This is a genomic window from Allobaculum stercoricanis DSM 13633 (assembly GCF_000384195.1).
Classification (GTDB): Bacteria; Bacillota_I; Bacilli_A; order Erysipelotrichales; family Erysipelotrichaceae; genus Allobaculum; species Allobaculum stercoricanis.
In genome coordinates this window covers 142,441-168,275 of the sequence record NZ_KB913034.1, presented here as the reverse complement: position 1 = coordinate 168,275, position 25,835 = coordinate 142,441, and the positions used below count along the sequence as shown (strand labels likewise).

22 protein-coding genes, 2 tRNA genes and 1 other RNA gene are annotated in these 25,835 nt (G+C 38.5%); 7 read left to right on the top strand and 18 right to left on the bottom strand.

What is annotated here, in order from left to right; all coding sequences use genetic code 11:
• Window position 1 precedes the first annotated feature (1 nt).
• Entirely contained in the window at window positions 2-490 is a 489-nt protein-coding gene (coaD, locus tag ALLST_RS0100785; RefSeq protein ID WP_019892068.1) for a pantetheine-phosphate adenylyltransferase, read from the bottom strand.
• Window positions 491-754: 264 nt separating this feature from the next.
• Window positions 755-2,083, bottom strand: a complete 1,329-nt coding sequence (locus tag ALLST_RS09650; protein ID WP_245553778.1) for an FtsW/RodA/SpoVE family cell cycle protein — start codon at window positions 2,081-2,083, stop codon at window positions 755-757.
• Between the two features lie 266 nt (window positions 2,084-2,349).
• Here ALLST_RS09650 and def point away from each other — a divergent pair, with 266 nt between their 5' ends.
• From def to ALLST_RS0100760, 3 genes are all read left to right on the top strand, one after another.
• Window positions 2,350-2,898 carry a peptide deformylase gene (gene def, locus ALLST_RS0100775; protein ID WP_019892066.1) on the top strand — a complete coding sequence of 183 codons (549 nt, stop codon included), beginning with the start codon at window positions 2,350-2,352 and terminating at the stop codon, window positions 2,896-2,898.
• A 380-nt stretch (window positions 2,899-3,278) separates the two neighbouring features.
• Window positions 3,279-5,180, top strand: coding sequence for a ribonuclease J (locus ALLST_RS0100770; RefSeq protein WP_019892065.1), 1,902 nt, complete (start codon window positions 3,279-3,281; stop codon window positions 5,178-5,180).
• Between the two features lie 202 nt (window positions 5,181-5,382).
• Complete coding sequence (locus ALLST_RS0100760; RefSeq protein WP_019892062.1) at window positions 5,383-6,246, top strand: metallophosphoesterase; 864 nt, start codon at window positions 5,383-5,385, stop codon at window positions 6,244-6,246.
• Between the two features lie 42 nt (window positions 6,247-6,288).
• Here ALLST_RS0100760 and rnpB read toward each other — a convergent pair.
• Together rnpB and ALLST_RS10880 are read right to left on the bottom strand one after the other, a co-directional pair.
• Window positions 6,289-6,636, bottom strand: an RNA gene (gene rnpB, locus ALLST_RS11200) — RNase P RNA component class B.
• A 54-nt stretch (window positions 6,637-6,690) separates the two neighbouring features.
• A complete protein-coding gene (locus tag ALLST_RS10880; RefSeq protein ID WP_019892061.1) occupies window positions 6,691-7,164 on the bottom strand; it encodes a DivIVA domain-containing protein in 474 nt (157 codons plus the stop codon).
• A 555-nt stretch (window positions 7,165-7,719) separates the two neighbouring features.
• Here ALLST_RS10880 and ALLST_RS0100745 point away from each other — a divergent pair.
• Both ALLST_RS0100745 and ALLST_RS0100740 read left to right on the top strand, forming a co-directional pair.
• Window positions 7,720-8,220 carry a Holliday junction resolvase RecU gene (locus ALLST_RS0100745; RefSeq protein ID WP_245553753.1) on the top strand — a complete coding sequence of 167 codons (501 nt, stop codon included), beginning with the start codon at window positions 7,720-7,722 and terminating at the stop codon, window positions 8,218-8,220.
• A 3-nt stretch (window positions 8,221-8,223) separates the two neighbouring features.
• A complete protein-coding gene (locus ALLST_RS0100740) occupies window positions 8,224-10,926 on the top strand; it encodes a transglycosylase domain-containing protein (RefSeq protein ID WP_019892057.1) in 2,703 nt (900 codons plus the stop codon).
• A gap of 103 nt (window positions 10,927-11,029) precedes the next feature.
• On the opposite strand, the gene ALLST_RS0100735 is transcribed toward ALLST_RS0100740, so the two are convergent.
• From ALLST_RS0100735 to ALLST_RS0100725, 3 genes are all read right to left on the bottom strand, one after another.
• Window positions 11,030-11,572 (bottom strand): nitroreductase family protein, encoded by a 543-nt coding sequence (locus ALLST_RS0100735; RefSeq protein ID WP_019892055.1) that lies wholly within the window; start codon window positions 11,570-11,572, stop codon window positions 11,030-11,032.
• An 85-nt stretch (window positions 11,573-11,657) separates the two neighbouring features.
• Complete coding sequence (locus ALLST_RS0100730) at window positions 11,658-12,572, bottom strand: calcium/sodium antiporter (protein ID WP_019892054.1); 915 nt, start codon at window positions 12,570-12,572, stop codon at window positions 11,658-11,660.
• A 20-nt stretch (window positions 12,573-12,592) separates the two neighbouring features.
• Complete coding sequence (locus ALLST_RS0100725; protein WP_245553752.1) at window positions 12,593-13,549, bottom strand: HAD family hydrolase; 957 nt, start codon at window positions 13,547-13,549, stop codon at window positions 12,593-12,595.
• A gap of 372 nt (window positions 13,550-13,921) precedes the next feature.
• Between ALLST_RS0100725 and ALLST_RS0100720 the strand changes: the two genes are divergently transcribed.
• Both ALLST_RS0100720 and ALLST_RS0100715 read left to right on the top strand, forming a co-directional pair.
• Window positions 13,922-13,997 (top strand) — tRNA-Asn (locus ALLST_RS0100720).
• 26 nt (window positions 13,998-14,023) lie between these two features.
• Window positions 14,024-14,099 (top strand) — tRNA-Asn (locus ALLST_RS0100715).
• Window positions 14,100-14,433: 334 nt separating this feature from the next.
• Here ALLST_RS0100715 and ALLST_RS0100710 read toward each other — a convergent pair.
• From ALLST_RS0100710 to ALLST_RS0100660, 11 genes are all read right to left on the bottom strand, one after another.
• Window positions 14,434-14,691: a tautomerase family protein gene (locus tag ALLST_RS0100710; RefSeq protein WP_019892052.1), complete on the bottom strand. Its 258-nt coding sequence runs from the start codon at window positions 14,689-14,691 to the stop codon at window positions 14,434-14,436.
• A complete protein-coding gene (locus ALLST_RS10875; RefSeq protein WP_019892051.1) occupies window positions 14,672-15,922 on the bottom strand; it encodes a proline racemase family protein in 1,251 nt (416 codons plus the stop codon). Before ALLST_RS10875 ends, ALLST_RS0100710 begins: the two co-directional genes overlap by 20 nt.
• 127 nt (window positions 15,923-16,049) lie before the next feature.
• A complete protein-coding gene (locus ALLST_RS0100700) occupies window positions 16,050-16,850 on the bottom strand; it encodes a TrmB family transcriptional regulator (protein WP_019892050.1) in 801 nt (266 codons plus the stop codon).
• A 213-nt stretch (window positions 16,851-17,063) separates the two neighbouring features.
• The gene (locus tag ALLST_RS0100695) at window positions 17,064-17,588 is read right to left on the bottom strand and encodes a flavin reductase family protein (protein WP_019892049.1); all 525 of its coding nucleotides are present in this window, start codon (window positions 17,586-17,588) and stop codon (window positions 17,064-17,066) included.
• 186 nt (window positions 17,589-17,774) lie between these two features.
• Complete coding sequence (gene tkt / locus ALLST_RS0100690; RefSeq protein WP_019892048.1) at window positions 17,775-19,766, bottom strand: transketolase; 1,992 nt, start codon at window positions 19,764-19,766, stop codon at window positions 17,775-17,777.
• A 470-nt stretch (window positions 19,767-20,236) separates the two neighbouring features.
• Complete coding sequence (locus tag ALLST_RS11390) at window positions 20,237-20,398, bottom strand: hypothetical protein (RefSeq protein ID WP_019892047.1); 162 nt, start codon at window positions 20,396-20,398, stop codon at window positions 20,237-20,239.
• A gap of 373 nt (window positions 20,399-20,771) precedes the next feature.
• The gene (locus tag ALLST_RS09635; protein WP_019892046.1) at window positions 20,772-21,107 is read right to left on the bottom strand and encodes a PTS sugar transporter subunit IIB; all 336 of its coding nucleotides are present in this window, start codon (window positions 21,105-21,107) and stop codon (window positions 20,772-20,774) included.
• Window positions 21,108-21,324: 217 nt separating this feature from the next.
• A complete protein-coding gene (locus ALLST_RS0100675) occupies window positions 21,325-23,118 on the bottom strand; it encodes an oleate hydratase (RefSeq protein WP_019892045.1) in 1,794 nt (597 codons plus the stop codon).
• A 147-nt stretch (window positions 23,119-23,265) separates the two neighbouring features.
• The gene (locus ALLST_RS0100670; protein ID WP_019892044.1) at window positions 23,266-23,820 is read right to left on the bottom strand and encodes a TetR-like C-terminal domain-containing protein; all 555 of its coding nucleotides are present in this window, start codon (window positions 23,818-23,820) and stop codon (window positions 23,266-23,268) included.
• Between the two features lie 120 nt (window positions 23,821-23,940).
• Complete coding sequence (locus ALLST_RS09630; RefSeq protein WP_019892043.1) at window positions 23,941-24,609, bottom strand: DUF2238 domain-containing protein; 669 nt, start codon at window positions 24,607-24,609, stop codon at window positions 23,941-23,943.
• Between the two features lie 23 nt (window positions 24,610-24,632).
• Window positions 24,633-25,679 carry a metallophosphoesterase gene (locus ALLST_RS0100660; RefSeq protein WP_019892042.1) on the bottom strand — a complete coding sequence of 349 codons (1,047 nt, stop codon included), beginning with the start codon at window positions 25,677-25,679 and terminating at the stop codon, window positions 24,633-24,635.
• Window positions 25,680-25,835 lie beyond the last annotated feature (156 nt).

Here is a 25,835-nt window from a genome sequence, read left to right as displayed (position 1 = left end):
TTTATCCTTCTTTTTGATTCGAAAGTTCTGGTTGTAAATCGGCAAAGACATTGGCAGGCACAAGATGCTCAATGCTCTGGTGATATTTTAAAAGTTCTCGAACATTGCTTGATGAAATCATGGCGTGTTCCGGTCTTCCGATTAAAAACATCGTGTCCATGCCTTGATCTAAACAAAGATTCAGCCAAGCATTGTTCGCTTCTGATGGAAAGTCTGTCTCATTTCGCATCGAACGAATGAGTACATCCCCTTGGAGTTGACGTGCTTTTTGCACAGTCAGTCCTTCGTTAATTTCAACTTTGACATGATCTAAATCGCGCACCATTTCTTCTAACCACGCTTTACGTTGTTCATTGGAAAACATGCCTGATTTTAAAGAGTTGGGGGAAACTAAAACGACAACTTCGTCAAATAGCTTCGCGCTTCTTAAAATGATATCTTCATGTCCTTTTGTAGGTGGATCAAAAGATCCTGCAAATATTCCTCTCATGATATATCTCCTCTATTGATTCGATTTTCCACAAAAGTTTTTATTTCAAATCGGGTTCAAACAAAAACTTTTGTAGAAAAGTTCGGTCTTGATCGTAATTGCGATAAAGACACGTTCGTATTTTAACCAAACTTACCCTTTATGGAAACGTCTAGACCAAATTGATGCTCAATTCAAGTTAAATCTAAAAGATAAAAGGTCTTCATCCAAGACAAGATTCAGTCCTTGTCCACATATGAAGACCTCATGTTTTATGGTTTGAATTTAACGTTTTACAGCTATTTCTTTCGTTTTCGGCCGCTGTTTCTTTTGTTTTTTCTCTCTTTTTGGATGAGGTGGTCGCTCATGAATATCATTTGTCGCAATGCGAATGGCACTGATTCTCGATTGGGCCATTCCCAATGCGATATTCACCGCAATCAATGCGGAACCACCGGCAGAAATCAACAATAACGGAACCCCAGTCATCGGAATCAGTGTGCTGACCCCTCCGACATTGATAATGAAGTGTGCAACAAAATAGGTTGCAACGCCACACAACAAGACTTTATCTTCTTGCTTGCTCGCTCTTAAAGCCCAATGGATTAAACGCCAGAAAATAATGCCATAGCCAACGACAACAATAGAAAGGCCGGCAATTCCTAACTCTTCAATAATAATGGCAAGAATATAGTCAGATTCTGATTGCGTTAAAAAGCCATATTTACGAACGGATGTTCCAAAGCCAGTTCCCTTTAATCCGCCATCAGCAATCGCATAGAGTGCATTGGCTGGTTGATAACCATCCCCATGGATATCTAGATAAGGATTTTTCATATTTTCGATACGCACTGCAATGTGTCGCATCAAACCCACATTTCCAAATAAATCGACAAAGATATCTGTTAAATAGCAACCCACTATAAATAAGATAAAGAGCATGCCCACTGTAATAACAAACCCTCTTTGCCATTTCTCTAGTGATGTATAAGAAGGAATTAAAACTCCAACTAAACCAATTAACATTGTGATCGCTAATGATCCAAAGTCTTTTTGCAGTCCGCCGACAAAAACCGTCGAAAAACACAACATGATGATGGGATAGCGGAAAACATAAGAAAACTTCCGTTTTTCTTTTGGCAAAAGATGGATCGAGCCCGCAGACAACGCTAAACACATAATAAGTAAAGGTTTTCCAAACTCTGAGGGTTGAATGGTAAATAGTGATCCAATTTGGATCCAAGCCCGTGATCCATTGATGTCAACCCCGATCACAAATGTCGCCACTAAGGCTGCAAAATAAAGCAACAACAAGGCGATTTGCCAAAAGCGGGCAATCCGATAGTTGAATAGTTTGGAAACAAAGTTCATCCCTACTCCCCAAGCGGCACACATAAAGACGACTTGTTTGATGAGGACAATTATTAATGATCTTGTACTCCCGACACTTACCCCCATGTTCGTTGACACGACCATGACGGTCCCAAAAACCATCAAAAGAAATGAAGTTAGGGTAATCCATGGATCACTTCCATATTTAGGAAGAATCCAATCTTTCATGCGAAATCGTCGCTGCTTTGTGGCTTGAACAACGGATTGTTGTTCAAGTTGCATTTCTTCCACAAGATACACCCCCTTCAAATTGTTTCTTATTTTAGCACAGATCTTCTTGAACATTTTTATCAAGAAGAGTCATCACAAAAAGCCAGTTTGAAAACCGGCAAAAAATCGCTAATATATATGAGCATTTGTTTTATTTTTGCACATAAATCACTCTATGATTGATCTATATAACCTTGCAAATCTCAATACAATATTAAAACTTGTTCTCTAGGATTTATCTAGAGATTTGATTTGATCAAAAAGAAAAGGAGAACTCTATGGTTTTATCCAATGATGATATTATTGTTGATTCCGATCCTCGCATGCGTTCACGCAGTGAAAATGTTGCCCTTCCTTTAAGTGAAGAAGATCGCGAATTGTTACTTGCTTTACACAGCTATGTCAAACGTAGCCAAGATGACGAGCTTTGCCAAACAGATAATCTTTCCCCAGCAGTTGGTTTAGCTGCTATTCAAGTTGGTGTCGCGAAAAAAATGATCGCCGTTGTTGTCGATGACGAAGATGGAGAATGCATTGAATTTGCTTTAGCGAATCCGCGCATCGTCAACAAATCCAAAACGAAAGCCACTTTAAGCACAGGTGAAGGATGCCTTTCTGTTCCGGAATTCCATCCTGGTCACGTTGCTCGCAGCAACCGCATTAAAGTGAAAGCTTATGATTTATTAACTGACCAAGAACTCACAATTGAAGCAGAAGGCTATTTAGCTATCGTTTTACAACATGAAATCGATCACCTTTCTGGTGTACTCTATTACGATCGCATCGATGAATCGATCATGCAGCTTAAAGATACTGTTGTGATCTAATTTAGATTTTCTATTGTTTTTAACCTAGGCGTTTCTTCATTCCAAATAAGAAGCGCTTTTCTTTTTCTATAAATGATGATCGATTGAGATCATCTTTGTTTTCTCCATGCTATTTCATGTTAGAATGAAGTGAATTCATTCGGAAATCATTTCTGAATCTAATGATCGTTTCGCTTTTGGATCAATTGATTCGTTCTACTCCTGACTCGAATTTCATTATTTTTCATCATAAATTGGAGTAGATGAGATCAAATATGTGTGTTTTGAATCATTCATTTTTTAAACCTAAACAATGACCACTATCCACACAAAGCCAAATCGCGTTCGATTTTCATCGCGAAATCCCCATACTCAATAAGAAAGGATGAAGCATTCCCTAAATGAATAACAATACATATCGCACTAATCCAAATCGTCAAAGTGCTTCCCATCGCCCACGAAGATATTATGCTTCCAATTCAAGACACAACACCCCTCACTCAAGAACAGATGTCCTCGATACGGACACTCAAATCTATGCTTTAGGTGGACTCGGTGAAGTCGGAAAAAACATGTACTGCTATGAACAAGGCAACGAAATTTTAATCGTCGATTGTGGTGTTTTATTTCCAGACACCGATTTATTAGGCGTTGACTATGTCATCCCTGATTATCATCACTTGATTCGTTGCAACTTCAAGCGCAAAATTCTCGTCATTACCCATGGTCACGAAGACCATATTGGCGGAATCCCATTTTTATTAAAACAAACAACGATTGATACGATTTATGCACCTCGCTTTGCGAAAGCTTTAATTGAAAAAAAGCTCTCCGAACATAAAGATGCACCAAAAGTAAACATCATCGAGATCAATGAAAATTCCGCGATTAAAACGAAATATTTTAATGTCGGCTTTTTCAATACGATCCACTCGATCCCAGACTCCCTTGGGGTTATGATTACAACCTCCAATGGTTCAATCGTCCATACCGGAGACTTCAAATTTGACTTAACTCCTATTGGACAAAATGCGGATTACCAAAAAATGGCTTATATCGGTGCCGTTAAACCGGATTTATTAATGGCAGATTCCACAAACTCTGGTGTTGAGGGCTTCTCTGTTTCTGAAAAAGAAGTTGCTCGCGAAATCTTCCATATTATGAACCGAGCTAAAGATCGCATTATCGTTGCGACATTCGCTTCTAACGTTTACCGTGTTGCGCAAATTATCGATGCTGCCGTGAAAACAGGACGCAAAGTTGCCGTCTTCGGTCGTTCCATGGAAAACGTTGTCGAAATCGGCCGTAAAATGGGTGTAATCAAAGTTCGGGATCAAGACTTATTGTCCCCAGATTTATTACGCTCTACTCCAGATGAAAAAGTGTGCCTATTATGTACCGGAAGCCAAGGGGAACCTTTAGCTGCCCTAAGCCGTATCGTCAATGGTACGCACCGCTACATCCACTTAAAACCAACGGATACTGTTGTCTTCTCCTCGAATCCAATTCCTGGAAACGATGTATCCGTCAATAAAATTGTCGATAAACTGTTCCGCTCTGGCGCAACTGTTTTAAACAAATCTGTCCTCACCAACTTGCACACTACTGGCCATGCCTCGAAGCAAGAACAAATGTTGATGTTACAGCTGATTAAACCAAAATACTTCATGCCCATTCATGGTGAACACAAAATGTTGATGCAACACCGACAAACGGCAATCGAAACCGGTATGCCTAAAGAAAACATCTTTGTTTGCGCCAATGGTGACGTGTTGTTATTACGTAATCACGAAGTCATCTTATCGAACTGGCGTTATCAAGGTGACGATATTTATGTCGATGGTAATGACATCTCTGGTCTTTCCACTGCTGTATTAAAAGACCGTCGCATTTTAGCGGACAATGGTATGGTTGCCGTCGTTGTGCCGATTGACTCTTCGACGAACTCTTTACTCTCAAGACCAGTCATTGTTTCACGCGGATTTGTTTTCCTAAAAGATTCGCAAGCTTTAATTAAAGAAGCAGAATTCATTGTGGCCAATGCCTTGCAAACAAAGATGAAAGAGAAAACGAAATTTGCAGATATTAAAAACTGCATTCGTTCTTCACTAGAACCTTTCCTCTTTAAAAAGACGCATCGTAACCCCATCGTTGTTCCGGTCATTCTAAACTCACGCAAAGCGATGGAAGAAATTGCTGCCCAACAGAAATTGAAGAATATGGCTCGAAATAACCCAAGGCATTTCAACAGACCAAATTCAAACAATTCGAATAACCCAAACAATTCGAATCATCAAAATTAACAACAAAGGGAGTGTCCACGCACTCCCTTTTCTCTTATCTTTATCCTGATCCCTCTTTCATGCATTGAAAAATGTGGTTTTTTTTAGATGCGCAATCTGTTCTTTCAAATCGGTTCGTTTTACGATTGATGGAAATGTTCTATAATCTAAATCACAGTTGCGCAGCAAAAAATATTTTCTTGCTGCAGAAAGGAGCTTCATCATGCGCATGTCTTTTTTTTCTAAATTGTTGGTGACGATTGCGGGATGTTTGACCACAATGATGTTACTGACTAACGTTGCGATGTATCGAGCTTTCTTTCATAATCCCAATCAAATCACCACTCGCTATGAACAAATTACTTCTTCCGCCATCCCGGATTCGATGGATCAAGTATCCATTGTCTTTTTAAGCGATATTGAATACGACCCCGCTTCCTTTAGCGATCAAAAAGCGAATGATTTATTTGAGCAAGTCAAAAAACTAAATCCGGATGTCTTATTGCTTGGTGGCGATTTATTTTCTTCTACTGCTGATCTAAGTGATTCGGTTCGCTCTAGAATGGTCAATTGGCTTTCTTCCATTGCTGCTCCTTTAGGAAAATTTGCGGTTTATGGCGAACAAGATCTTGTCTTTGAAAACCATCGCCTCATTGTTGAAGACGTTTTACGACAATCCCAAGTTGAATTGTTGAACAATTCTAGTGTCGTTCTCTCCAACAACAGCTTGCAAGGCGTTCGTTTAGGCGGATTCAATGTCAACGCTGATCCTAATGCACTACTCAATGCCTTTCAACCTGATCAATTCTGCATTTTGCTTTCCCATTATCCCGACCATTTCATTACCGCTAGTCAAAGTGGTTTAAGTGTCGATTATGCTTTAGCAGGACATGCTCATGGCACGCAAATTAACTGGCCCATTTACGGCGGTTATCAACAAATGGATGGAGCAAGCCGAATTGATCAAAACCATCGCCTGTCTTTAAATTTCCCTTATGAAATTTCTAATGGCATTGGTTGTGTCAACGTGAACGCTCGACTCAATTCTCCTTGTGAGATTTTATATCTAACCCTCAATCAAGGTTAAGCGAAAAAAAAGCGTCCTTGCGGACGCTTGATGTCATACAAATTTCATAAGCCATGTTTTGTTCTTGCAATCATGCAAGTGCAGCAATTTATCTATGCTTTCGCATCCATCCTCCACTTCATTTCGCTTTGGACGGTTCCCCTACCAAATTTGGGTTTCTCGCTTGAGGGGTTTACCTCGTTCCACCTTTTTCGTTTCCAAAAAAGCTACGTCACTGTGGCACTTTTAAAGATCTTTGCCATGGGTTACCCTTTAGGCATCGATTCAGCCGTACACCTTGCGGCGCCCCAGCCTTATTGATTGGACTGGCACAAACACTACAGTCATCGCAGACTGTGCGAGCATGGACTTTCCTCTAACATCAAGTGATGCCAGCAGCTGCATCCATTTATATGACAGATTTTTCTTTTGAAAAGATCTCAACTATTCTAGCGAAAAAAATGATTAATGGAAAGAGTTAAATACAGCTTCTTCTAAACGAGCAACACGTCTTGCGAGTTCTTCGATTGGATCTTTTGCTTCTTCTTGCGCATTTAAAGTCAAATCTTGTGGTTGTAATTCAACTGTATCTTGTTCGTCATATTCTTCTCTTGCTTCTTCTTTTAATGAACGAATTTCCACTGTTGCTCGTTCAAGTTTAACTTTTGCTTCTTGAAGGGCATTTCTTAATACATGAATTTGTTCGTTCAATGCAGAAGTTTCTTTCTTCAAGTTTGTGTTTTCCTCACTAAGTTCTTTGATTTTATGATCGCAACTTACTAGAGCACTGGAATATTTTTTAGTGTGTTCTTCAAAATCTTGATAATCTTCAATGACTTGGTCTAAAAAAGAATCGACTTCATCAGAGGAATAACCTCCTTGTTTGTCGATAGAAAATTCTTTGTAATAAATATCTTGGGCTGTTAATTGTGCTGGCATGATTACCTCCATCGCTTGCCTTGAATTATAACATCGCTCAATATTCTGTTCAATTCACGCAAAAGGAATGCTCCTTGGGATTTGGTTTTGAATGATTGAGTCCATTTTCATCTTGGATTGGTCTCAAGCAAACCATTTTGCTTGAAATCGTTACTATCTTATCTTGTTTCCCTTTCTCTGGCTAAAGAAAACAAAAATCCTTTCATTTCGATCGCTTTTTACACGATTCATCTTTATTTTTATTCCATCACCGACTTGGTATACATTTTTTTGCATGCTTTTTCAAACTTGTCCATTTCTATCCCTTCTAGAATGGATCAAAATTCTTAATTTGCGATTATTTCATAATTGTTCGTTAAAAATAACTTTATATAAAGTAAAATAAGGAGTACCTTTGATAAATAGGGATCTATTTGCGTAAAGCATGCTTCATTGAAAGGCTTTGGTCTTTTTTATATAATGAACAACGTGACAAACAGCATTCGATACCCTAATTCAATTCACCGCGCCACGATTCAAAGGGTGAGTGATAACCACTCTTCGCGCGGATCGAGTTTGGAAGAAGATCTCAATGCTTCCAATCTCTACTACAAAGAAAAACACCTCGCATTAATCTATAAAAAGCCAACTCCCATCCAAGTTGTGAAGGTTGACTATCCGCTTCGCGCCCGAGCTCGAATCACTGAGGCGTATTATCGAACCCCTTCAACAACCGACTATAACGGTTTGTATAAAGGGCACTATATCGATTTTGAAGCGAAACAAACCCAAAATCGCACTAGCCTGCCCAAAAGCATGATCCAAGATCATCAAATCAGCCATCTTAAAATGGTGAATGAGCAAGGCGGAATTGGATTTTTTATCATTCGCTTTACATCCCACAAAAAGACGTATTTGGCGGATGCGATGGAATTGATTCGAGAAATTAAGCATTCAACTTCTCACTCCATTCCTTATGCATGGTTTGAACAAAATGCCCTTCTTTTGCAAGAAGGAATTTATCCGCGCATCAACTACTTAAAAGCAGTTGATCAACGCTACTTGAAAGGAGAGTAACCGGTGAACAATACTAACACACCTAATGACCCCTCTACAGCGCCATCTGACAACACAAGTCAAGCGCCTAAAGCACCCCCACAACGGAAAAGGAAATCTTCAAGCAATCATCCTCGTGGTAAAAAGCCGCGTCGTAAACTTGATGGCTGGAATAAATTTGCGGTCACCATTCTCACTTTATTTTTAGTTGGATGTGTCTCTGTCTTCTTTGTTTTAGTCAACATCGTTAATGATCCAGAAGGCATGCGCTTTTCCAAAGATGGCTTATCCACGCTATCTAACTCGCGTATCTTCGATGAAAGCGGAAATATGATCTACGAGTTTGGTTCGGAAATTCGCGACGACGTTTCTTACGAGCAAATCCCACAAAACGTCATCGATGCTTTCCTTTCTATCGAAGACTCCCGTTACTTCACACATAACGGATTCGACTTACCTCGTTTTATTGCAGCTGCCATGACCAACTTAAGTTCCGGTAGTTTCTCGCAAGGTGGTTCCACACTGACGATGCAGATGATCGATAACGCTTTTACTAAAAACCAAGAAAGCAAGCTCATCTCGGAAAAAGGAAGCATCTCTAAAATCGAACAAGTCAAATTAAAAATCCAAGAAATCTACTTAGCCTTGATCGCTGAACAAACGATCAGCAAAGAAGATATTATGGAATACTACTTGAACCGCATTTGGTTTGGTTCTGGTGGAAACACAAGAGGGATTCAAAAAGCCGCTAAATACTACTTCAACAAAGATGTCAGCGCCTTAAACCTTGGCGAGTCTGCCTTCCTTGCCGGAAGTATCAACGCTCCTTTTACAAACAACCCTCTTAACAACATCCATGGTGTTGATGAACAAGCAAGTTCCATCGACCACTTAGCCGCCGGTCAAGAAAGACGTAACCAAACACTTGAGTTAATGCTCAAACACGGTTACATCACCGAAGAAGAATTCAACCTTGAAGCAAATGCTGATTTAGCTTTTGCGCTTGATTATCGCGAAACGATTTCGGTCGATCCAAACCAAGCCTACATTGACCAAACGATCAATGAAGTTCAAGAATTAACCGGCCAAGATCCAAGTATTATTCCAATGGACATCTACACTGCATTAAATGTCGGTGCGCAAAACGAGCTCGACAAAATCATGAAAGGTGAAGTTGTTCCATTCCCAAACGAAATGCTTGATGTTGGTACAGCGATCGTCAACAACTCCACTGGTGAAATTATCGCCGTTGGTCCAGGACGTCATTACCACTCAGATAGTGTTAAACAAGATAACTCCATCAATACACGTCAGCCAGGTTCGGCCATGAAACCTCTGTTATCCTATTCCTCAACATTCGATATTCTCGGTTGGGCAACGACGCACGTCGTAGACGATAAAGCTAAAGACTATTGGCATGCTGGTTCTGACTTACGAAACTCCGATGGCAAATACGATGGTCCAATGACCTTGTCTAAAGCACTCGGTGTATCGAAAAACACAACTGCAGCGCAAGCCATGATCGACCTTGTCGATTCAACAGGCTTAGATTATTGGATTAACTTCTGTAAAAACTTAGGTTTTGATACTGAAGTTGCTGAACGTTTCGTTCCTCAATACTGCATTGGTGGTGCCGATATGTATGCATCTCCAATCCAAATGGCTTCGGCTTATTCCATGTTTGCTAACCAAGGTACACGCATTAACGCTCACCGCGTTCGTCGTGTGATCCGTCGTTCTGACAATGCCGAAATCATGGGCAACTCCACATCTTATGAGTTAATCTCTCCAGCTGCTGCCTTCATGATGTCAACTTTACTGCGTGAAGTTGTTTATGGCGGCTACCAAAACTACAACGAAATTCTTGGAAGCCCATACTATACAGCGTACGGTAAATCCGGTACTTCCTCTTGGGAAGAAGAAGCCGTTCAATACGGTATCCCACCTGGGGTTATGAAAGATGAATGGTCTATGGGTTATACCAATACCTACACCATTTCCACATGGTCTGGTTATTTACCTGCTTACTTCATGCAAGGTTACTACATGACATGGACAGAACTGCAAGCCGCAACGGCTTTCCATATTAACCGTCACATGCTTGACTTCCTTGCTGAAGGTGGTAACTATGCTCCAATCGAACGACCAGAAGGTGTTTCCGATTATAACGGCGGATTCATCAAATCTGATTTCGCAGCTCGTGGTGATATCACTTCTGGTACACTAATTTCTTCTGAAGACTCCGATGAGAAAAAAGAAGAAGAAAACAAAAAAGCTTGTGAAGCTTCCGGCGGTACATTTGCCGATGGAACATGCACCTGCCCTGAAGGAACTGTACTAAATGGTAATGCTTGTGGTCCAAAAGATTCTACAACGGAAAATCCAAACGATTCTTCAACAGATCCAAATGCTCCAAGCACAAAACCAGATGATCCAATCATCAATCCAGAGGAACCAAATCCTCCAGTTGATCCAAACGTTCCAGTTGATCCAAACGCTCCAGTAGAACCGATCGTTCCGGAAGAACCCATTATTCCAGACAACGTTGCTCCTGAATCTGCCCAAGTCTTACAAGACGAAAACCAAGAAGAACATGCAGCAAGCGAAAACTTAACTTCTCTTGCCGATGAATATTCAAATTCATTGCCAACTATCGATGTCAATGATCTTCTTGTATTGGCCCCATCCGATTCAAGATTACGTGCTCTTAATCAAATGATCAGCTAATTTCAAACACGGCTTAATTTTAAGCCGTGTTTTTTTCTGTCCATTTTTCGAAAAAAAGCATCTATCCTCAAGATAGATGCCAAAAATATATAGCCCTGATGTTTTAGTCGGTAATAAAAGTACAGACCTCTTCTACTTTCTTTCTTAACGGCATTGGCGGCTTGATTGCTGGATAGCCTAAGGCAATGAGTGCAACAACTTCATATTTTTGCGGAATGTTGAATAACGCCTCAATTTCCCCTTCATTGCGAATCCCCATAATTAATGTTCCTAAGCCTTGATTGCAGGCTTCTAAACAAAGATTTTCTACAGCTAGACCTAAATCAAAATAACCCCAACCCTCTCCAATTGAGTTGGCATATTGATTGTCTGCGCCTAAACCACTCAGTCCTTTTTCCACACAAGCCACAATGATGCAAGGGGCATGTTCCACTTTTTGACGGTTTCCTTCCGGTAATCCACGCTCTTTTAACGCTTGTAACGTTTGTTTTTCACTAACGACATAAAACCGCCAACACTGTGAGTTTTTCCAGCTTGGGGCAAATGTCGTCGCTTGCATGATGGAATCAATCACTTTTGGATCAATAGATTGATCTTGATAAACCCGAATTGTTCGTCTTTCTTGAATAACTTTTGAAAAATCCATACGAGAATCCCTTCCTTCTTTTGGTTTGTTTTTCTTTATTGTAGAAAAAAAGTCCTCAAAGAGGACTTTCATTTTAATTCATCGATTAACGCATGATTGTATAAACAAGGAATACAACATAGATCGCAATCATGAAGATTCCTTTTGAACGTGTGATCTTTGGCGATTTCCAACATAAAGCGATAATTAAGATCGCTACAGCTAAAAGAACGGCGCAATCGATCATATTATAGACGCTAGCCGCTAATGGCATGATCGTTGCAGAAGCACCTAAGATGAATAAAATGTTCATGATGTTAGAACCAATCGCATTACCAATAGATAAGCCACTTTCGCCTTTTTTCGCCGCAACGATAGACGTTACTAATTCTGGTAATGAAGTTCCCACAGCAACAACAGTTAAACCAATTAAGTTTTCAGACATACCCAGTTGGAGAGCGATTGCTTTTGCAGCTTCAACTGTCACGTTTCCACCAAAGATAATGGCTACTGCTCCAACGACTAAAAACAGAACTAATTGCCAAACCGGACGTTTTGGGGCAACGCTAGGTTCTTCATCTGCTTTAGCATGACGAATTAACACCGTAATGTAAGCAGTGAGTAAAACCAATAAGATAATCCCCATCCAACGGTCTAGTGTACCTGTTAAAACTGCTGCCAATAATAAAATGGAGCATCCGATATTCACGGACATATCGCGTTTAATGACTGCTCGATCGACGATAAAAGGAGCAATCAAAGCAGAAGCACCAACAACAACTAATGTATTGAAGATATTGGATCCAACAATGTTTGAAATTGCCAGCTGGTTACTTCCGACCATAGAAGCAGTAATTGAAACTGCCGCTTCTGGAAGTGATGTTCCCAAAGCAACAATCGTTAAACCAATAATGGTCGAAGACACATTGAAGCGTCTAGCGATTCCTGAAGCCCCGTCTACGAAATAATCTGCACCTTTAATCAAAAGCGCAAACCCTACGAGTAACAAAATATAAGACATTTTGAAATTTCCTTCCCGATTTAGTTTGATAAAAGACCTAATGCTTGCAAGGCGTAAATTACACCTTCCTGACGATTTGATTTGGTGACATAACGTGCCTTGTTTTGCACGTATTGTTTTGCATTTCCCATCGCAAATGAATACTCGACAACTTCAAACATCGAACAATCATTTTCCCCATCGCCAAACACAACAACTTCGTCTTTTTTCCATCCTTCTTTTTCCATTAAAGCCAAAACGCCACTCCCTTTAGAAAAGCCTTTAGGCAATACTTCTAATTGACGCGGGGTGGTGCGATAAATAGAAAACTGATCCCCAAATTTTTGTTGAAGATCTTGGAATAAAAGTGCGAGCGGTTGCTCTTCTTGCATAATTTGCAGTTTATTAATGGGCAATGTGATTTCTTTAGCTGATTTGATGTAGTGGATATTCGGATAACCATCCCGAAAATCACATAACCAAGACCAAGGACCGGCAGTCCATGGAAAGTCTTCATCGACATTCATTGTTTTTCGTAATGCGATTTTCTTTTCCATCAGCTCCGGAGCAATATAACCAAACAAGCCATCATCAAACATCGCCTGCGTTTCCGCAGACTTTGTCGTTAAGTAATCGAAGATTTCTTGAATTTCTGCCAAAGACATCATGTGATATTTCGTCCGTTGATCTAAAGCAAGATCGTATAAGGCAACGCCATCGATCTCTAATAAATAACCATGATGTTCTTTCATATTCAATTGGTCGGCATAAGGCAACAAGCGAGTATAACTGCGCCCCGAAGCCAAAATAAGTTGAACTCCTTTTTCTTGTAGTTCAATCAACTTTGCTTGTGTATTGGGTGTAATGCGATTGTGTTCATCTAATAAAGTTCCATCCATATCCATCACTACCGCTTTAATAGGATGGGTTGGCTTTTGAATCCCTTGAAGTGGATCTTCGTGATCAATTTTTTCTTGCATATTCTTCTTGTTGTTCATGTTAACCTGAATCATCTTCCAAAGAAGAGTATACGATTTATCATTCGATGTGCTACCTTTATTGCCTATTAAACCAATTCCTTTTCTAATTATCATTTTTTACAGCATATTCAAAACAGTGGTAAGCCTTTTCAGTTTTAGGTGCTATTCGCTACGCAACTATTCTTCTTTGCGAACAGAGAACTTTTATTTCCCATTATTCCCATCAATTTTTGCTTTGAGGATTATATCCTAGATCTCATATGATAAGTTGCCCCTTTATACATGAATCGGTAAGGCAAAATTGGCGCCGCAAAAAATTTATAAAAAAAATGTAAAAAAGACTTGCACTAGGCGTATGTCCATGGTATTTTAATAAGGCATTCAGAAAGCGCCTGAATAGCTCAGTCGGTAGAGCATCCGGCTGTTAACCGGCAGGTCACAAGTTCGAGTCTTGTTTCAGGCGCCATTTTGTTTGTTTTAATTCATTTGGATGCCTGAATAGCTCAGTCGGTAGAGCATCCGGCTGTTAACCGGCAGGTCACAAGTTCGAGTCTTGTTTCAGGCGCCATTGACAATAATACTCTATCAAGAAGTTTTCAATAAACTTTGCGATAGAGTTTTTTTGTTTTTCTCTTTTCTTTAGTCCCTACCTTTTCAATTAAAAAGCGAACCCTCACAATTTAAAGATTCGGCTCACTTGATCTTGATGTATTTATTTTCGTTTTAAAGCTGCAGAAATATTCATAGAATCGCAATATTTAGCCATTGTACGCCACAAAATGAACAATCCATTTCTCACTCATGATCGAACAAATTTTTCATCACGAGAAGGTTTATTTTCCAATTCAATTCTAACTGCGATATAAAAAAGGCGTCTGCAGACGCCTCTTTTAATTCATGCTTTATTTATCTAATGGATATCCTGGCATTTTCACCACAGTATTCGAATTTTCCTTCAATTCTTTTTCTACGACCTCTTCATGCCAGTTTTCCTGTGGAATTTCTTCGATCGCAATGGAAATGCTGCTAGAAGGTGATCCCAGAACTTCCTTCATGCACTCTTCTAAAGACTTTGCCAACTGTTCTTTCTGCGCATCCGTACGTCCTGGATACATTTGTACTTTTAAATGCGGCATCTTTTTATCCCAATTGGAATCCATATTTTAATGGATCATCTTTATCGATTAAATATGTACTTACATCTGTAATATAGGCACTTCCAGTGATTTGTGGAACAATCGCCTTGAAATCACCAACTGTCGTTTCTTGGGCAATGCGACCAGTGAAATGAGAACCAATTACACTTTCTGTCACGATGCTGTCACCAACTTTTAATTTTCCCATATGGTGTAGTTTCACTAACATGCTACTTGTTCCTGTACCACAAGGAGAACGGTCACACTGTCCAGCACCAAAGATTACCGTATTACAAATATCGGCTCCTTCATGTGGACATTTTGTATAGAATTCACAATGGTCAACTACAGTAATATCCAACAATGGATGTTTTACTGGGAATGTTTCTTTGATCGTATCTAAGATCTTAACGCCAACTTTAGAAAACTTAGAGACATTCTGAGCCCCAATTTCAAAATCAAACTGACTTGCATCCACTAAAGCAAAGAAGTTACCCGCAAATACGATATCAACAACAATTTCTTTTCTATCAATTGTCAAAGGTAAATTTTCTTTATATACAAAACTTGGAACGTTTGTGATCGTTACTTCTGTCGCTTTTTTATTTTCCACTTTGACATGGGTACGAATAATTCCGGCAGGAGCATCCAACACAACATCTGTATATGGTTCTTTCATTTCCACAAGACCGGCTTCAACGCAAACTGTCGCCATTACATGCACATTTACTTCTGGTAATGCAACTTTGACACGAGATGCAAAATCTTCTGCCTTATCCGCAAAGATATCAAATACATAAATATCTTTAATCGGACGAATTTTGGATGCATATAAACACTGATAGAAGCCTTGCACACCCGTACCCACAACACCAAGTTTTGAAACATTTTCTGGAGTTGTATGTTTGATTCCACAAGAACCAACAGCCCCTGTTCGATATGCTGTCAATGTAGAACCATCCATCATGCACGCTACTTTTCCTGTTTCATTATCATTCAACATCATTAGACCTTGAATTGTAGGAACACCCTTCGCCGCATTTTCGCTAAATAAAGTCAAAAATTTTGTACCCTTCATTTCATCTGTAAAACAAGGCATATACAAATATGTTTCAGTATCACCTCGTGTCACAGTAATCCGATCAGGCTGTACAAAGTTCTTACTTTCATAAAGACGCATCGCTTCTTCAATGATGGATACGACTTCTTCATGTTTGACAACCATTTCGATGTCACTAGCACTTAAATAAATCATCGCGCTTTCCTTTCTAGTAGTTACCCTGCGTAACTAATACATCTTGTTAAGGTTTTAACAAGGCATAACCACATAGTCAACGCTTACAAACCCAAGCAAAATAAAAAGTCCAGGATTGTCTCCTGAACTAAAAAATATCGCGAACTTTTTCTTTCTCTTTTCCAAGCAATTGAATCGTCTTTTCATCCAACAATTCCAAAATTCGAGCCGTGTACGCATCGTGCTTGACATACTCTTTGGCCAAGAAGACCATCGGTGCAAAACACGTCGATACAGCACTCGCCCAATCTTTCGAATGAATCGTAGACAACATCATGTACGAATTATCCTTTACAACATTGATCCAGCGAGACTGCATTTCCTCCAATTTTTCATGTTCAAAATAATGCGGATAATATCGCTTTAAACCAATTTCATATTCATGATGCGGACTAAATAAAATCAAGACATACTTATCCATTCTTTGTTCCGCTTCCTGCAACAATTCCAACAATTCTTCATCTACATCTTCCAGCCATATTTGAATAAACAATTCATCTTTAGCGGAACGAACTAAATTTTTCACTTTTGCAAGAATATTCTCATAGCCTTCTAAATTCCAGATTTCATTGGATTCATGCACCGTTTGTTCTTCTTTACGAAGGACTCGCTGCAAGCTAGTTAGATCATTCATCGTTCCAGTTCGTAACGAATCAATAAAATCATCGACACCGATTGCGCTATATAAAGTTGGTTCACCACTGCTTCTTTGTACGATCCCTTTTTGATATAAGCTTTCTAAGACGTTATACACTTTTGAGCGCGGAACACCTGACATCTTACTGACTTCATAGCCTGTCGCCTTACCAATCTTTAATAATGTCGTATATACCTTTGTTTCATACTCTGTGAAGTTAAATTTCTTCATTAACGTCCATAAATTTTCCATGTAAAAACTCTATCACATTTCAACCCTTTTCCAAATAAACCTTAGCTTAGACCTTCGTTAATCAAACATGATTTTTGATCATCAAAAGACATATCCATCTTTTTTCTTTCCTCGATATTGGGGCATTAAAAAATCCGCTCCTTCCATTTGGGATTTGCGGATTTTTTGTTGATGAGGAAAAACTCATCCATTATGACTCATTATATAAAATCTCTATTCATCTTCTTCAAGAATATATGCATTGACAATTTTTCCGGTATATACCGTATGGTAGTCCCCCATAGAATAAAAGCGCTGTTTGATCTCTTCACTCATGCATTTGGGATCTTGATCTTGTTTGTAGATTACTTCACATTCAATCGTTAAAGGAAGTTCAAGAATCGCTGGCGCATCGACCTTTTCGCCTTTAATGGCATGTAAATCTAAATCTTTGAACTTATTCACCTCACGGCCTGATTTCGTTCCACAATAGCCGAGAATTTTACGTACATCTGCTCCTGGAAGTGGGACATTGATTGTAAATTGGGGATTCTTATCCAACAGTGTCTTTGTGAATCGACTTTCTCGAACATAGACGTTTAAAATTGGCATACTCCAATCCACACCAATCGTTCCCCATCCAATCGTCATCGTATCTAATACATCATTATAGCTTGTTGAGAGTAAACATCCTCCTTGTGGCAGACATTTCATAATATGTCCGGCATAGTCTTCAATAGATACTGGAACTCGTTTCATCACAATTCCTCTCTTTCTTAGTTTTATTATACTCATTTCGCTAATCACTTGTTGGAGCGTATTCACTTACCTAAGTATCAAATATTGAACAAATCGTTTTGCCTGAATTACAAACAAAAAAGGCGATCGCCGATGAAATCATCAAACTTCATCTTGCGATTGCCTTATTGTGATTGAAATCAATATCTAGCGATTACGAGCGATCACATTTCTCATCGTTTGAGCAATGTTTTCTTTTGTGAAACCGAAGTATTCAAATAATTGGCTTGATGGTGCGGAAGCGCCGAAGCTCTTCATGCCAACCATATCGCCATCGATTCCAACATAACGTCCCCAACCGAAGTCTTTAGATGCTTCTACAGAAACACGGTTACGAACAGATCTTGGAAGAATAGATTCACGATATTCTTCGGACTGCATTTCGAATAATTCCATACTTGGCATGGATACTACACGAACGTCAACGCCTTCTTCTTCAAGGACTGCTGCTGCTTGTAATGTTGGAGCAACTTCAGATCCAGATGCAATGAAGATCGCTTCAGGTGTTTCATTTTTAGAATCTTTAACAATATAAGCACCCTTCAATGCTTCTTTAGAAGATGTTGGGATTTGTTCTACGTTTTGACGAGTCAAAATTAAAGCAGTTGGACCTTCAGTACGGTCAAGAGCAAGTGTCCATCCCGCTGCAGTTTCTACTGCATCAGCAGGGCGGAATACAACGATGTTTGGTAAAGAACGATAAGAAGCTAAGTGTTCAATTGGTTCGTGAGTAGGACCATCTTCACCAACACCAATAGAGTCGTGTGTATAAACATAAACTACTGGTAAGTTCATCAAAGCAGCTAAACGCGCCATTGGTTTGGAGTAGTCGGAGAATACAAAGAATGTTCCCGCATATGGACGAAGTCCAGCTAAAGCCAAACCGTTACAAATTCCTGCCATCGCAAGTTCACGAACACCAAAGTGGATGTTGCGTCCATTGCGGTTTTCAGCAGTAAAGAAGTCTTCACCTTCCATAATTGTTTTGTTGGATGGACCTAAGTCAGCGGATCCACCAATTAAGTTAGGCATTACGTCTTTTAATTTATTCAGAATTCGACCAGAAGAAACACGTGTTGCTTCTGCTTTTTCTACTGGAGCAAATAAATCAAGGGCTTCAATTTTGTCCGCTGTTGGTTCTTTAACGAACATTGCACGATAAGCAGCTTCCACTTCTGGATACTGTTCTTTATATTGTGCATACATTTCTTCCCATTGTGCTTGTGCTTGTGCACCACGTTGTGCTTGTTCTTTGAAGTTTGCATAAACTTCTTCAGGAACATAGAAGAATTTATCTTCGTCCCAGCCTAAGTTTTTCTTCAGGGCTGCAACGTTTTCTACGCCAAGTGGTTCACCATGGCTGCTTGCTAAACCTTCTTTTGGAGAACCGTAACCGATTCTTGTTTTTACTGTAATGAAGGATGGTTTTTCATGATCTGCTTTTGCTTCTTCGATTGCTTGGCGAATTACATCTTGATCATTTCCATCTTCAATAAACCAAGTGTTGAATCCTAATGCTTCCATACGGCGGTTAACATCTTCGCCAAATGTTGGATGAGTATCGCCTTCGATAGTAATATCGTTGGAGTCATAAAGGATAATCATTTTATCCAGTTTTAAAGTTCCCGCTAAAGACAATGCTTCTTGGGAAATACCTTCCATTAAGTCTCCATCACCGACTTCAACGTATGTGTTATGGTCGACGATTGGGAATCCTGGGCGGTTAAATTTTTCTGCTAAGTAAGCTTCCGCAATTGCCATACCTACAGCTGCGGATAAACCAGACCCTAATGGTCCTGTTGTACATTCCACTCCATCAGTATGTCCATATTCAGGATGTCCTGGAGTTAATGAATCTAATTGGCGGAAGTTTTTAAGATCATCCATGCTGATCTTGTATCCAAATAAATGAAGTAAAGAATATAATCCAGCAGATCCGTGTCCACCTGAAAGGATGAAACGATCACGGTTTTCCCATTTTGGATCTTGTGGATTGTGATTGAGTTCATGAGTGTAGAGCTCATACATCATTGGTGCTGTTCCCAAAGGTGCGCCTGGGTGTCCAGATTTCGCTTTCTGAATTGTGTCAGCAGCGAGAATTCGTATTGCATTCACTGATAGTTGATCAATTTTCGTCATGTTATTTTCCTTAATCTTGCGGCTTTTTTGAGCCTTTTAATAGAATACCTTAAAAGTTTAAAAAGTCTAGATATTCACAAGTATGCTCATTTTTTCACAATTTCGCTTATTTATATTTTCGCTCATTCTTCATAAAACCAACAGATTTTACCTAAAAAAAAGCTAAGCGATACGCTAGGTATACCTCTAGCGCTATTATTTTGCCTATTATTGGCCTATTGGTCAAATGTTTACATCGTTTTCGGTTACTTTTCCTATGCGAAGTCCATCGTTTTCTCTTTATGTTAGAAAATGAAAATTTCTTCACTTTTCCCTCTTGCTTTCGCTTTATTTCATGTTTGCAAATCGTTTGGATTGCGATGATTCGATTTATGCCTTTTAACTCTTGGATCATCACGATTCACGCTTTTTCGTTGCACAAAAAAAGGGGGCTTTCCATTCCCTCTTCTTTATTATTCATGAGTTTAATTTTATTCTTCAACTAAATCTTCGTCCAATCTCCAGAACTGTTCGAGGAGTTCGCCAAAGCTTTTTTGTTTTTTCGATGTTTCTAGAGTTGGAACTTTTTCTTCATCAAGTAAAACCTTAACTTTCACATCTTCGATTTTTACTTCATTTAATTCTTTTGACATATTAGATCCTCCTTGTGTCATAGATTTTTGATCGATTGAGAAAATAGTAATATTCTTTAAATCTATGCTTGAAGTGTACTTCTTAAAATGAATTGTTTCATTTCTAAATTGTTAAATATTTACAAATATTTATACAATACATTCATACCAAATACGTAGATTTAACAACCTATTTCGTACTATTTCCTAGCCCCGAATTTGAAAACCAATGCGCTTTCATTGTACACTATTGAAAATAAAAGAAAAACAAACAGAATTTATTTTACATCGTTTTCACATTTTTCATCATTTCCATCCACGCCGGATAACCATTACGTCATTTCGTCTATTTGTAGTAAACAAAAAAAAGAAGAACAAAATTGGTCTCCCTTTTTTATTCTTCTTTTTTTGCTGTTTCACTTGGTTTATCACTTCTTTTTTTCGCTAGTTTTTTGGCCATCATGAGAATGTCGCCAATATTGGCTGTGGCATAGTCAGCTGAAGAAATCACACCCACTTCCATTCCCAATTTTTCTTGCACTTCTTCTTGATAATAACCGATCTGTGGCCCTAACAATACTGCATCCCCTTCGCTTGCTCCTGGATCATAATCAGCCGCACCAAATGTCTGAATGTCGACAACTTGCCCGTGTTCTTGCGCGTAGGTTTCTATTTTTTCAACAATCCAATCTGTTGATAGTCCACCTGTACAGATCAAAGATATTTTCATGATTGAACCCTTCTTTCCAATCTGTTGATTCCTATTATTATGTTGTTGTTGAACTTTTTATACGATGTACATTATTATTCATAACATTTTTTGGGCGAAGTTTCTTAAATAAATCTTCTTTTGTCTTTGATCTATGGTGATCTGCAAAACAAGCAATATAAAAAGGTCGAATTCGAACCTATTTCAAGTTCTACATTCGACCTCTATTCTTATTCTTTTATCCGATTAAGCCGCTTTCTTTAAGTAAAATTTCTACATCAGTTCCTTTTACTTTTTTCAGCAAGAGTTTGATTGCTTCTCTTTCTTTAAAAGATAATCCTACTTCTGTAATTGGCTTTTTATCGAGGGCATAATAGCTAGCACGTAAAAGTTCACGTACATCATATTTACTTCCCCAAACTTCTGGTACACCACGATCAATATCCAATAAAGTATAAACAGATTCCATACCTGTACGCATTGAATATTCAGTAGTGAAAATTGTATCGCGTGGTGTTTCCGCAAATTGACCGATGAACGCAAAGTTTACTGCACCATCTGGTACAACTTTTGGACGATCGGATTGTTTTCTTGGTTGGAAGAAGGCATTGATATAAGGCATGAAGCAAGTTGTTGTATTGCAGGCATTTTGTGCAAGATCATCAATTTCATCTGTTGGAATGCCGATGTGATATAACCATTCACGACAGATTTCTTCACCTGTGCAATCACGCATTGCTTTTTTCATATAGTTTCCTTCTTTATTTGTGCTCAAACCATACAACCAAATTAAAACCATGTTTTTATCTTGAGATTTGAATTGTGGTTGACGGTTGATTGTCCAAGAAAGATACCAGTTATCTGTGCTATCTTTAACGGTAACAATACCGCCAGTTGTCACTTTACCTGCCCGTGGATCACGTTTACAAACGTTCATAATGTGTTCAATGATTTCTTCATTAGAAGTAGCCACTGTAGCACTCATCCAGTTTGTTGCTTCTACATTGCTGCAGAATGCGTCTGGATTTCCATATTCTCCATGTTCAGCTTGAGCACAGATTGCTTTCCACATATCCCAAGATTCGCCATAACCATTTTTAACCGCTGATAAATCTGGAGCATGTTTCTGATCCCCGTAACAAGAAGTGTCTGTGCAGCATCCGTTAGTAATAAAGACAAGATCATCTTCAATTAAATCAATAGACTGTTCTTGACCATCTTTGACATAAATAATTTGTTTAGCAATTTTCTTATCTCCGACCGTTTCGATGATGACGTTTTTGACATCCATGCCATATTCAATACGAACACCATGACTTTCTAGATATTTAACTAAAGGGAGAATCATACTTTCGTATTGGTTATATTTTGTGAAACGTAATGCGGTAAAATCTGGTAATCCATCAATGTGGTGAACATAACGGCATAAGTAACGTTTCATTTCCAAAGCACTAGACCAACGTTGAAAGGCAAACATTGTCTGCCAATAGAGCCAGAAATTCGTTTTCCAGAAAGATTCTGGAAGGACATCGGAAATCTTTTTATTTTCCAAGTCTTTTTCTGGTGTTAAGAATAATTTCGATAAAGCCATTGCGGAGTCTTTATCCAATTCGAATTTTTTATCTGTATGGGCATCTTGACCACAATTTACAGTCGCACGACATAAGGAATAGTTTGGATCGTGTTTATTGAGCCAATAATATTCATCCAATACGGAAACACCTGGTGTTTCAATAGAAGGTACATCACGGAATGTATCCCACATAATTTCAAAGTGGTTATCCATTTCACGACCGCCACGCATGAAGAATCCTTTCGTTACATCTTTACGTCCGTCGCAACTTCCTCCGGCAAGTTCTAATTTTTCCAATAGATGGATATGTTCCCCTTTCATTTGTCCATCTCGAACAAGATAAAAGGCAGCGGTCAATCCAGCTAAACCTGTCCCGATAATATAAGCGGATTTTTTGTCTACATCCTTTGGTTTTTCTGGATGAGCAAATGATTCATAATTTCCTGCAGAGTAATACATATCACTAAAACCTCCTGTTTTTGTTTACGCCCTCATTATGTTCCGTTTCAAAAGAGGCACAATAAACAAAAAAAGCCCCATGACTAAATTTTTATCATGGAGCAATAAGGTGTAAAAAATTTTATCAAACTCTTCAAAATGATAAATTTAGAGTTTAAATCGCGAAAGAGCCGTTGAAATAGACCCTTTTATAACCTTAGAAAGATTATCTACGATTTGTTTAGGATCTTCGCGCATATCGTCTTTGATCCAATCAAGCATCAAGCCAATGAACATATAAGAATAAACTTTGGCAATAAACTGTTTATCTTCATCGCGCACAATTATCCCTGTAGCCTCTTCATTAATCACATCTAAAAGCAACTGATCCACAAGCGGTTGCAAGTATTTTTCTACTTGCTCGCGATGTACACAACGGCAAACATTCAAAATAAATGGCTTGTTTTCTTGTACCGCTTTAAAGATTTGCAAGAAACCTTGTTGCCAGGTATCGTAAGTTTTCTTTTCTTCTAATGCCCGTTTGGCATCTTCTAGGCATGACCATTCGACTAAATCATAGATATCTTTGAAGTGATAATAAAACGTCATGCGATTGATTCCGCAATCCTCGGTAATATCACCGACTGTAATTTTGGTTAATGGCTTTTTGAGCAACAAATTTTTAAGAGATTGCTCTAATGCTCGTTTTGTTACTTGGGACATTCAACTCACACCTTCTTCAACATTATATTCGTCTGCACCATAACACACCTCAATCTTTATTGCCATGAGAATGCAAACGCCTAGCCAACAGGCTATCTTGTTCGAAAAAAAGAGTTCAAACTAGTTGAACCCTTTTTCTATATTCTCACCATTTTTGTTGTTGTGCTTATAAAAGTTTTGATGCAATTCAATAAAGAATCCTTTTTTCCCCATCTTGTAATAGCGAAAGACAAGATACGTGATCAATAAGCCTCCAACAAATGCACATAACATATCCGTAATCGAGTCATGAACCCCTGTTGTATAGTGATTGATACAATCATTATTGAAGAAAATCAGCATGAAGTATTCATAGAATTCCCACAGTGCAGCAACAGCTAAATTGGCTGCATTGATAAATAAATACAAGATACAAACATCTTTTGGATCTTTAATCTTTTCTTCTTGCTTGATCCAACTAAACATCATCATTGCGACAACAGACATCAAGATGCCACTAAAAAAATGCACAATTTTATCAAAGAATGGAACAGTATATCCACCTAGGCAACTACCGATCAATGAAGCAAAATAGACGAATACAACATTCAAAATATACACTTCATTGGTTGCTTTTAATTTTAGAACTTTAAAGGCGATCGGTACGATCCAAGGGGTAAACATGGCGACAACGCTCATCCCTACTCCTTGCATATTCTTAATTTGAAAATTATAAACAAATGCCCCGATCAATGTGATGACATAAATCCAAATCGTGGCTTTCAACAATTTATCGTATTTGTGCTCCATTAAATCCCCCTGATTTAAATTATCTAATGTATATTAACGATCACAAATTCACTATGATGTTCGGTGCGAATCGCAAATCCCCAGCCAGAAACACCAGACGTATTGATGGCAGACATTTGATCCACTTGTTTTAAACCATAGTTCATTTCATTAATATTCAATAATTCGTATACATAGTATAGCGGAAAGATTTGTCCTGCATGCGTATGACCCGATAAATGTAGATCCACTTTATTTTGACTACATTCTGTTAAATTTTTAGGTTGATGATCCAAAACGATATTGTACGTTTTATCGTCTATAAAATATTCCGGCAGATCTATCCGGTTCTGTAAACTATAGTCTTTTCTACCGATAATGGAGACTTCATCATGGATGATAATTTGTTCATCATTTAAAACACGAATCCCATTGTTCTCAATCAACGATTCTAGTTGGTCACTGGCAATACGGTTATAAAACGAATGTTTCCCTGTGTCATGATTTCCATAAACATAAAACACTTGGGAAGTTTGACTCAATTGTCCGAGTGTTTCAAAGGTATCGATTCTTTCTTGTGGTGTCGTATGTTCATCAATGATATCGCCACACAACATCACAAAGTCAGGTTTTTCCTTGGCGATTCGTTTAACAAGAGAAGAAAGCTCTTCTTTATTTGTCGAGTTTGGATAATGCAAATCGGAAATCATCGCAATTTTGTAATCTTTAGATAAAGATTTTTGCGTATCAATCGTGTATTCCGTTTTCAGAATATGATTCATATTATACGAGCCATAACACATAAATAACATTGCAAGAACAAATGGAATCGGGATGCATAGAAAAAATCCTTTATAATTTGTTCGATCTGTTTTCATCAACTTTTTAAAACAAAATTCAAATAACAAAGTGAACACAACGAAATGTACTTCAAATATAAATAAGACACTATTCACTTTGAATGCCGGCAGTGAGAACAACATAGCAAGCAAAGTTTTAATTGTGCTATTTAAACTCGTTTGATTCAATTCATAAACAAAAAAGCTCAATAGACAGATAAAACTGATTGTGGAAGTGATCAAGGTGAACATAAAACCGACCTTCTTTCTATACACAGTATTTAAAAGAGGTCTAAACTATGATCGGCTATAGAACTAAACATTGTCTGAAAAAAATCTATCTTTATCCATTCACTTTTTCTGTTTTACCTACAACACTCAAAATTCACGCAGAATAAAAGCCGTCTT

Coding starts and splice junctions, on each gene's coding strand:
- ALLST_RS09650 (WP_245553778.1), bottom strand. CDS start 2,083: ATGCAACTTGAACAACAATCCGTTGTTCAAGCCACAAAGCAGCGACGA.
- ALLST_RS0100760 (WP_019892062.1), top strand. CDS start 5,383: ATGCGCATGTCTTTTTTTTCTAAATTGTTGGTGACGATTGCGGGATGT.
- coaD (WP_019892068.1), bottom strand. CDS start 490: ATGAGAGGAATATTTGCAGGATCTTTTGATCCACCTACAAAAGGACAT.
- ALLST_RS11390 (WP_019892047.1), bottom strand. CDS start 20,398: ATGTCAAAAGAATTAAATGAAGTAAAAATCGAAGATGTGAAAGTTAAG.
- ALLST_RS0100670 (WP_019892044.1), bottom strand. CDS start 23,820: ATGTCCCAAGTAACAAAACGAGCATTAGAGCAATCTCTTAAAAATTTG.
- ALLST_RS09630 (WP_019892043.1), bottom strand. CDS start 24,609: ATGGAGCACAAATACGATAAATTGTTGAAAGCCACGATTTGGATTTAT.
- ALLST_RS09635 (WP_019892046.1), bottom strand. CDS start 21,107: ATGAAAATATCTTTGATCTGTACAGGTGGACTATCAACAGATTGGATT.
- tkt (WP_019892048.1), bottom strand. CDS start 19,766: ATGACGAAAATTGATCAACTATCAGTGAATGCAATACGAATTCTCGCT.
- ALLST_RS0100700 (WP_019892050.1), bottom strand. CDS start 16,850: ATGGAAAATTTATGGACGTTAATGAAGAAATTTAACTTCACAGAGTAT.
- def (WP_019892066.1), top strand. CDS start 2,350: ATGGTTTTATCCAATGATGATATTATTGTTGATTCCGATCCTCGCATG.
- ALLST_RS0100770 (WP_019892065.1), top strand. CDS start 3,279: ATGAATAACAATACATATCGCACTAATCCAAATCGTCAAAGTGCTTCC.
- ALLST_RS0100730 (WP_019892054.1), bottom strand. CDS start 12,572: ATGTCTTATATTTTGTTACTCGTAGGGTTTGCGCTTTTGATTAAAGGT.
- ALLST_RS10880 (WP_019892061.1), bottom strand. CDS start 7,164: ATGCCAGCACAATTAACAGCCCAAGATATTTATTACAAAGAATTTTCT.
- ALLST_RS0100710 (WP_019892052.1), bottom strand. CDS start 14,691: ATGGATTCCAATTGGGATAAAAAGATGCCGCATTTAAAAGTACAAATG.
- ALLST_RS0100725 (WP_245553752.1), bottom strand. CDS start 13,549: ATGAACAACAAGAAGAATATGCAAGAAAAAATTGATCACGAAGATCCA.
- ALLST_RS10875 (WP_019892051.1), bottom strand. CDS start 15,922: ATGATTTATTTAAGTGCTAGTGACATCGAAATGGTTGTCAAACATGAA.
- ALLST_RS0100695 (WP_019892049.1), bottom strand. CDS start 17,588: ATGAAACGAGTTCCAGTATCTATTGAAGACTATGCCGGACATATTATG.
- ALLST_RS0100660 (WP_019892042.1), bottom strand. CDS start 25,679: ATGTTCACCTTGATCACTTCCACAATCAGTTTTATCTGTCTATTGAGC.
- ALLST_RS0100735 (WP_019892055.1), bottom strand. CDS start 11,572: ATGGATTTTTCAAAAGTTATTCAAGAAAGACGAACAATTCGGGTTTAT.
- ALLST_RS0100675 (WP_019892045.1), bottom strand. CDS start 23,118: ATGTATTACTCTGCAGGAAATTATGAATCATTTGCTCATCCAGAAAAA.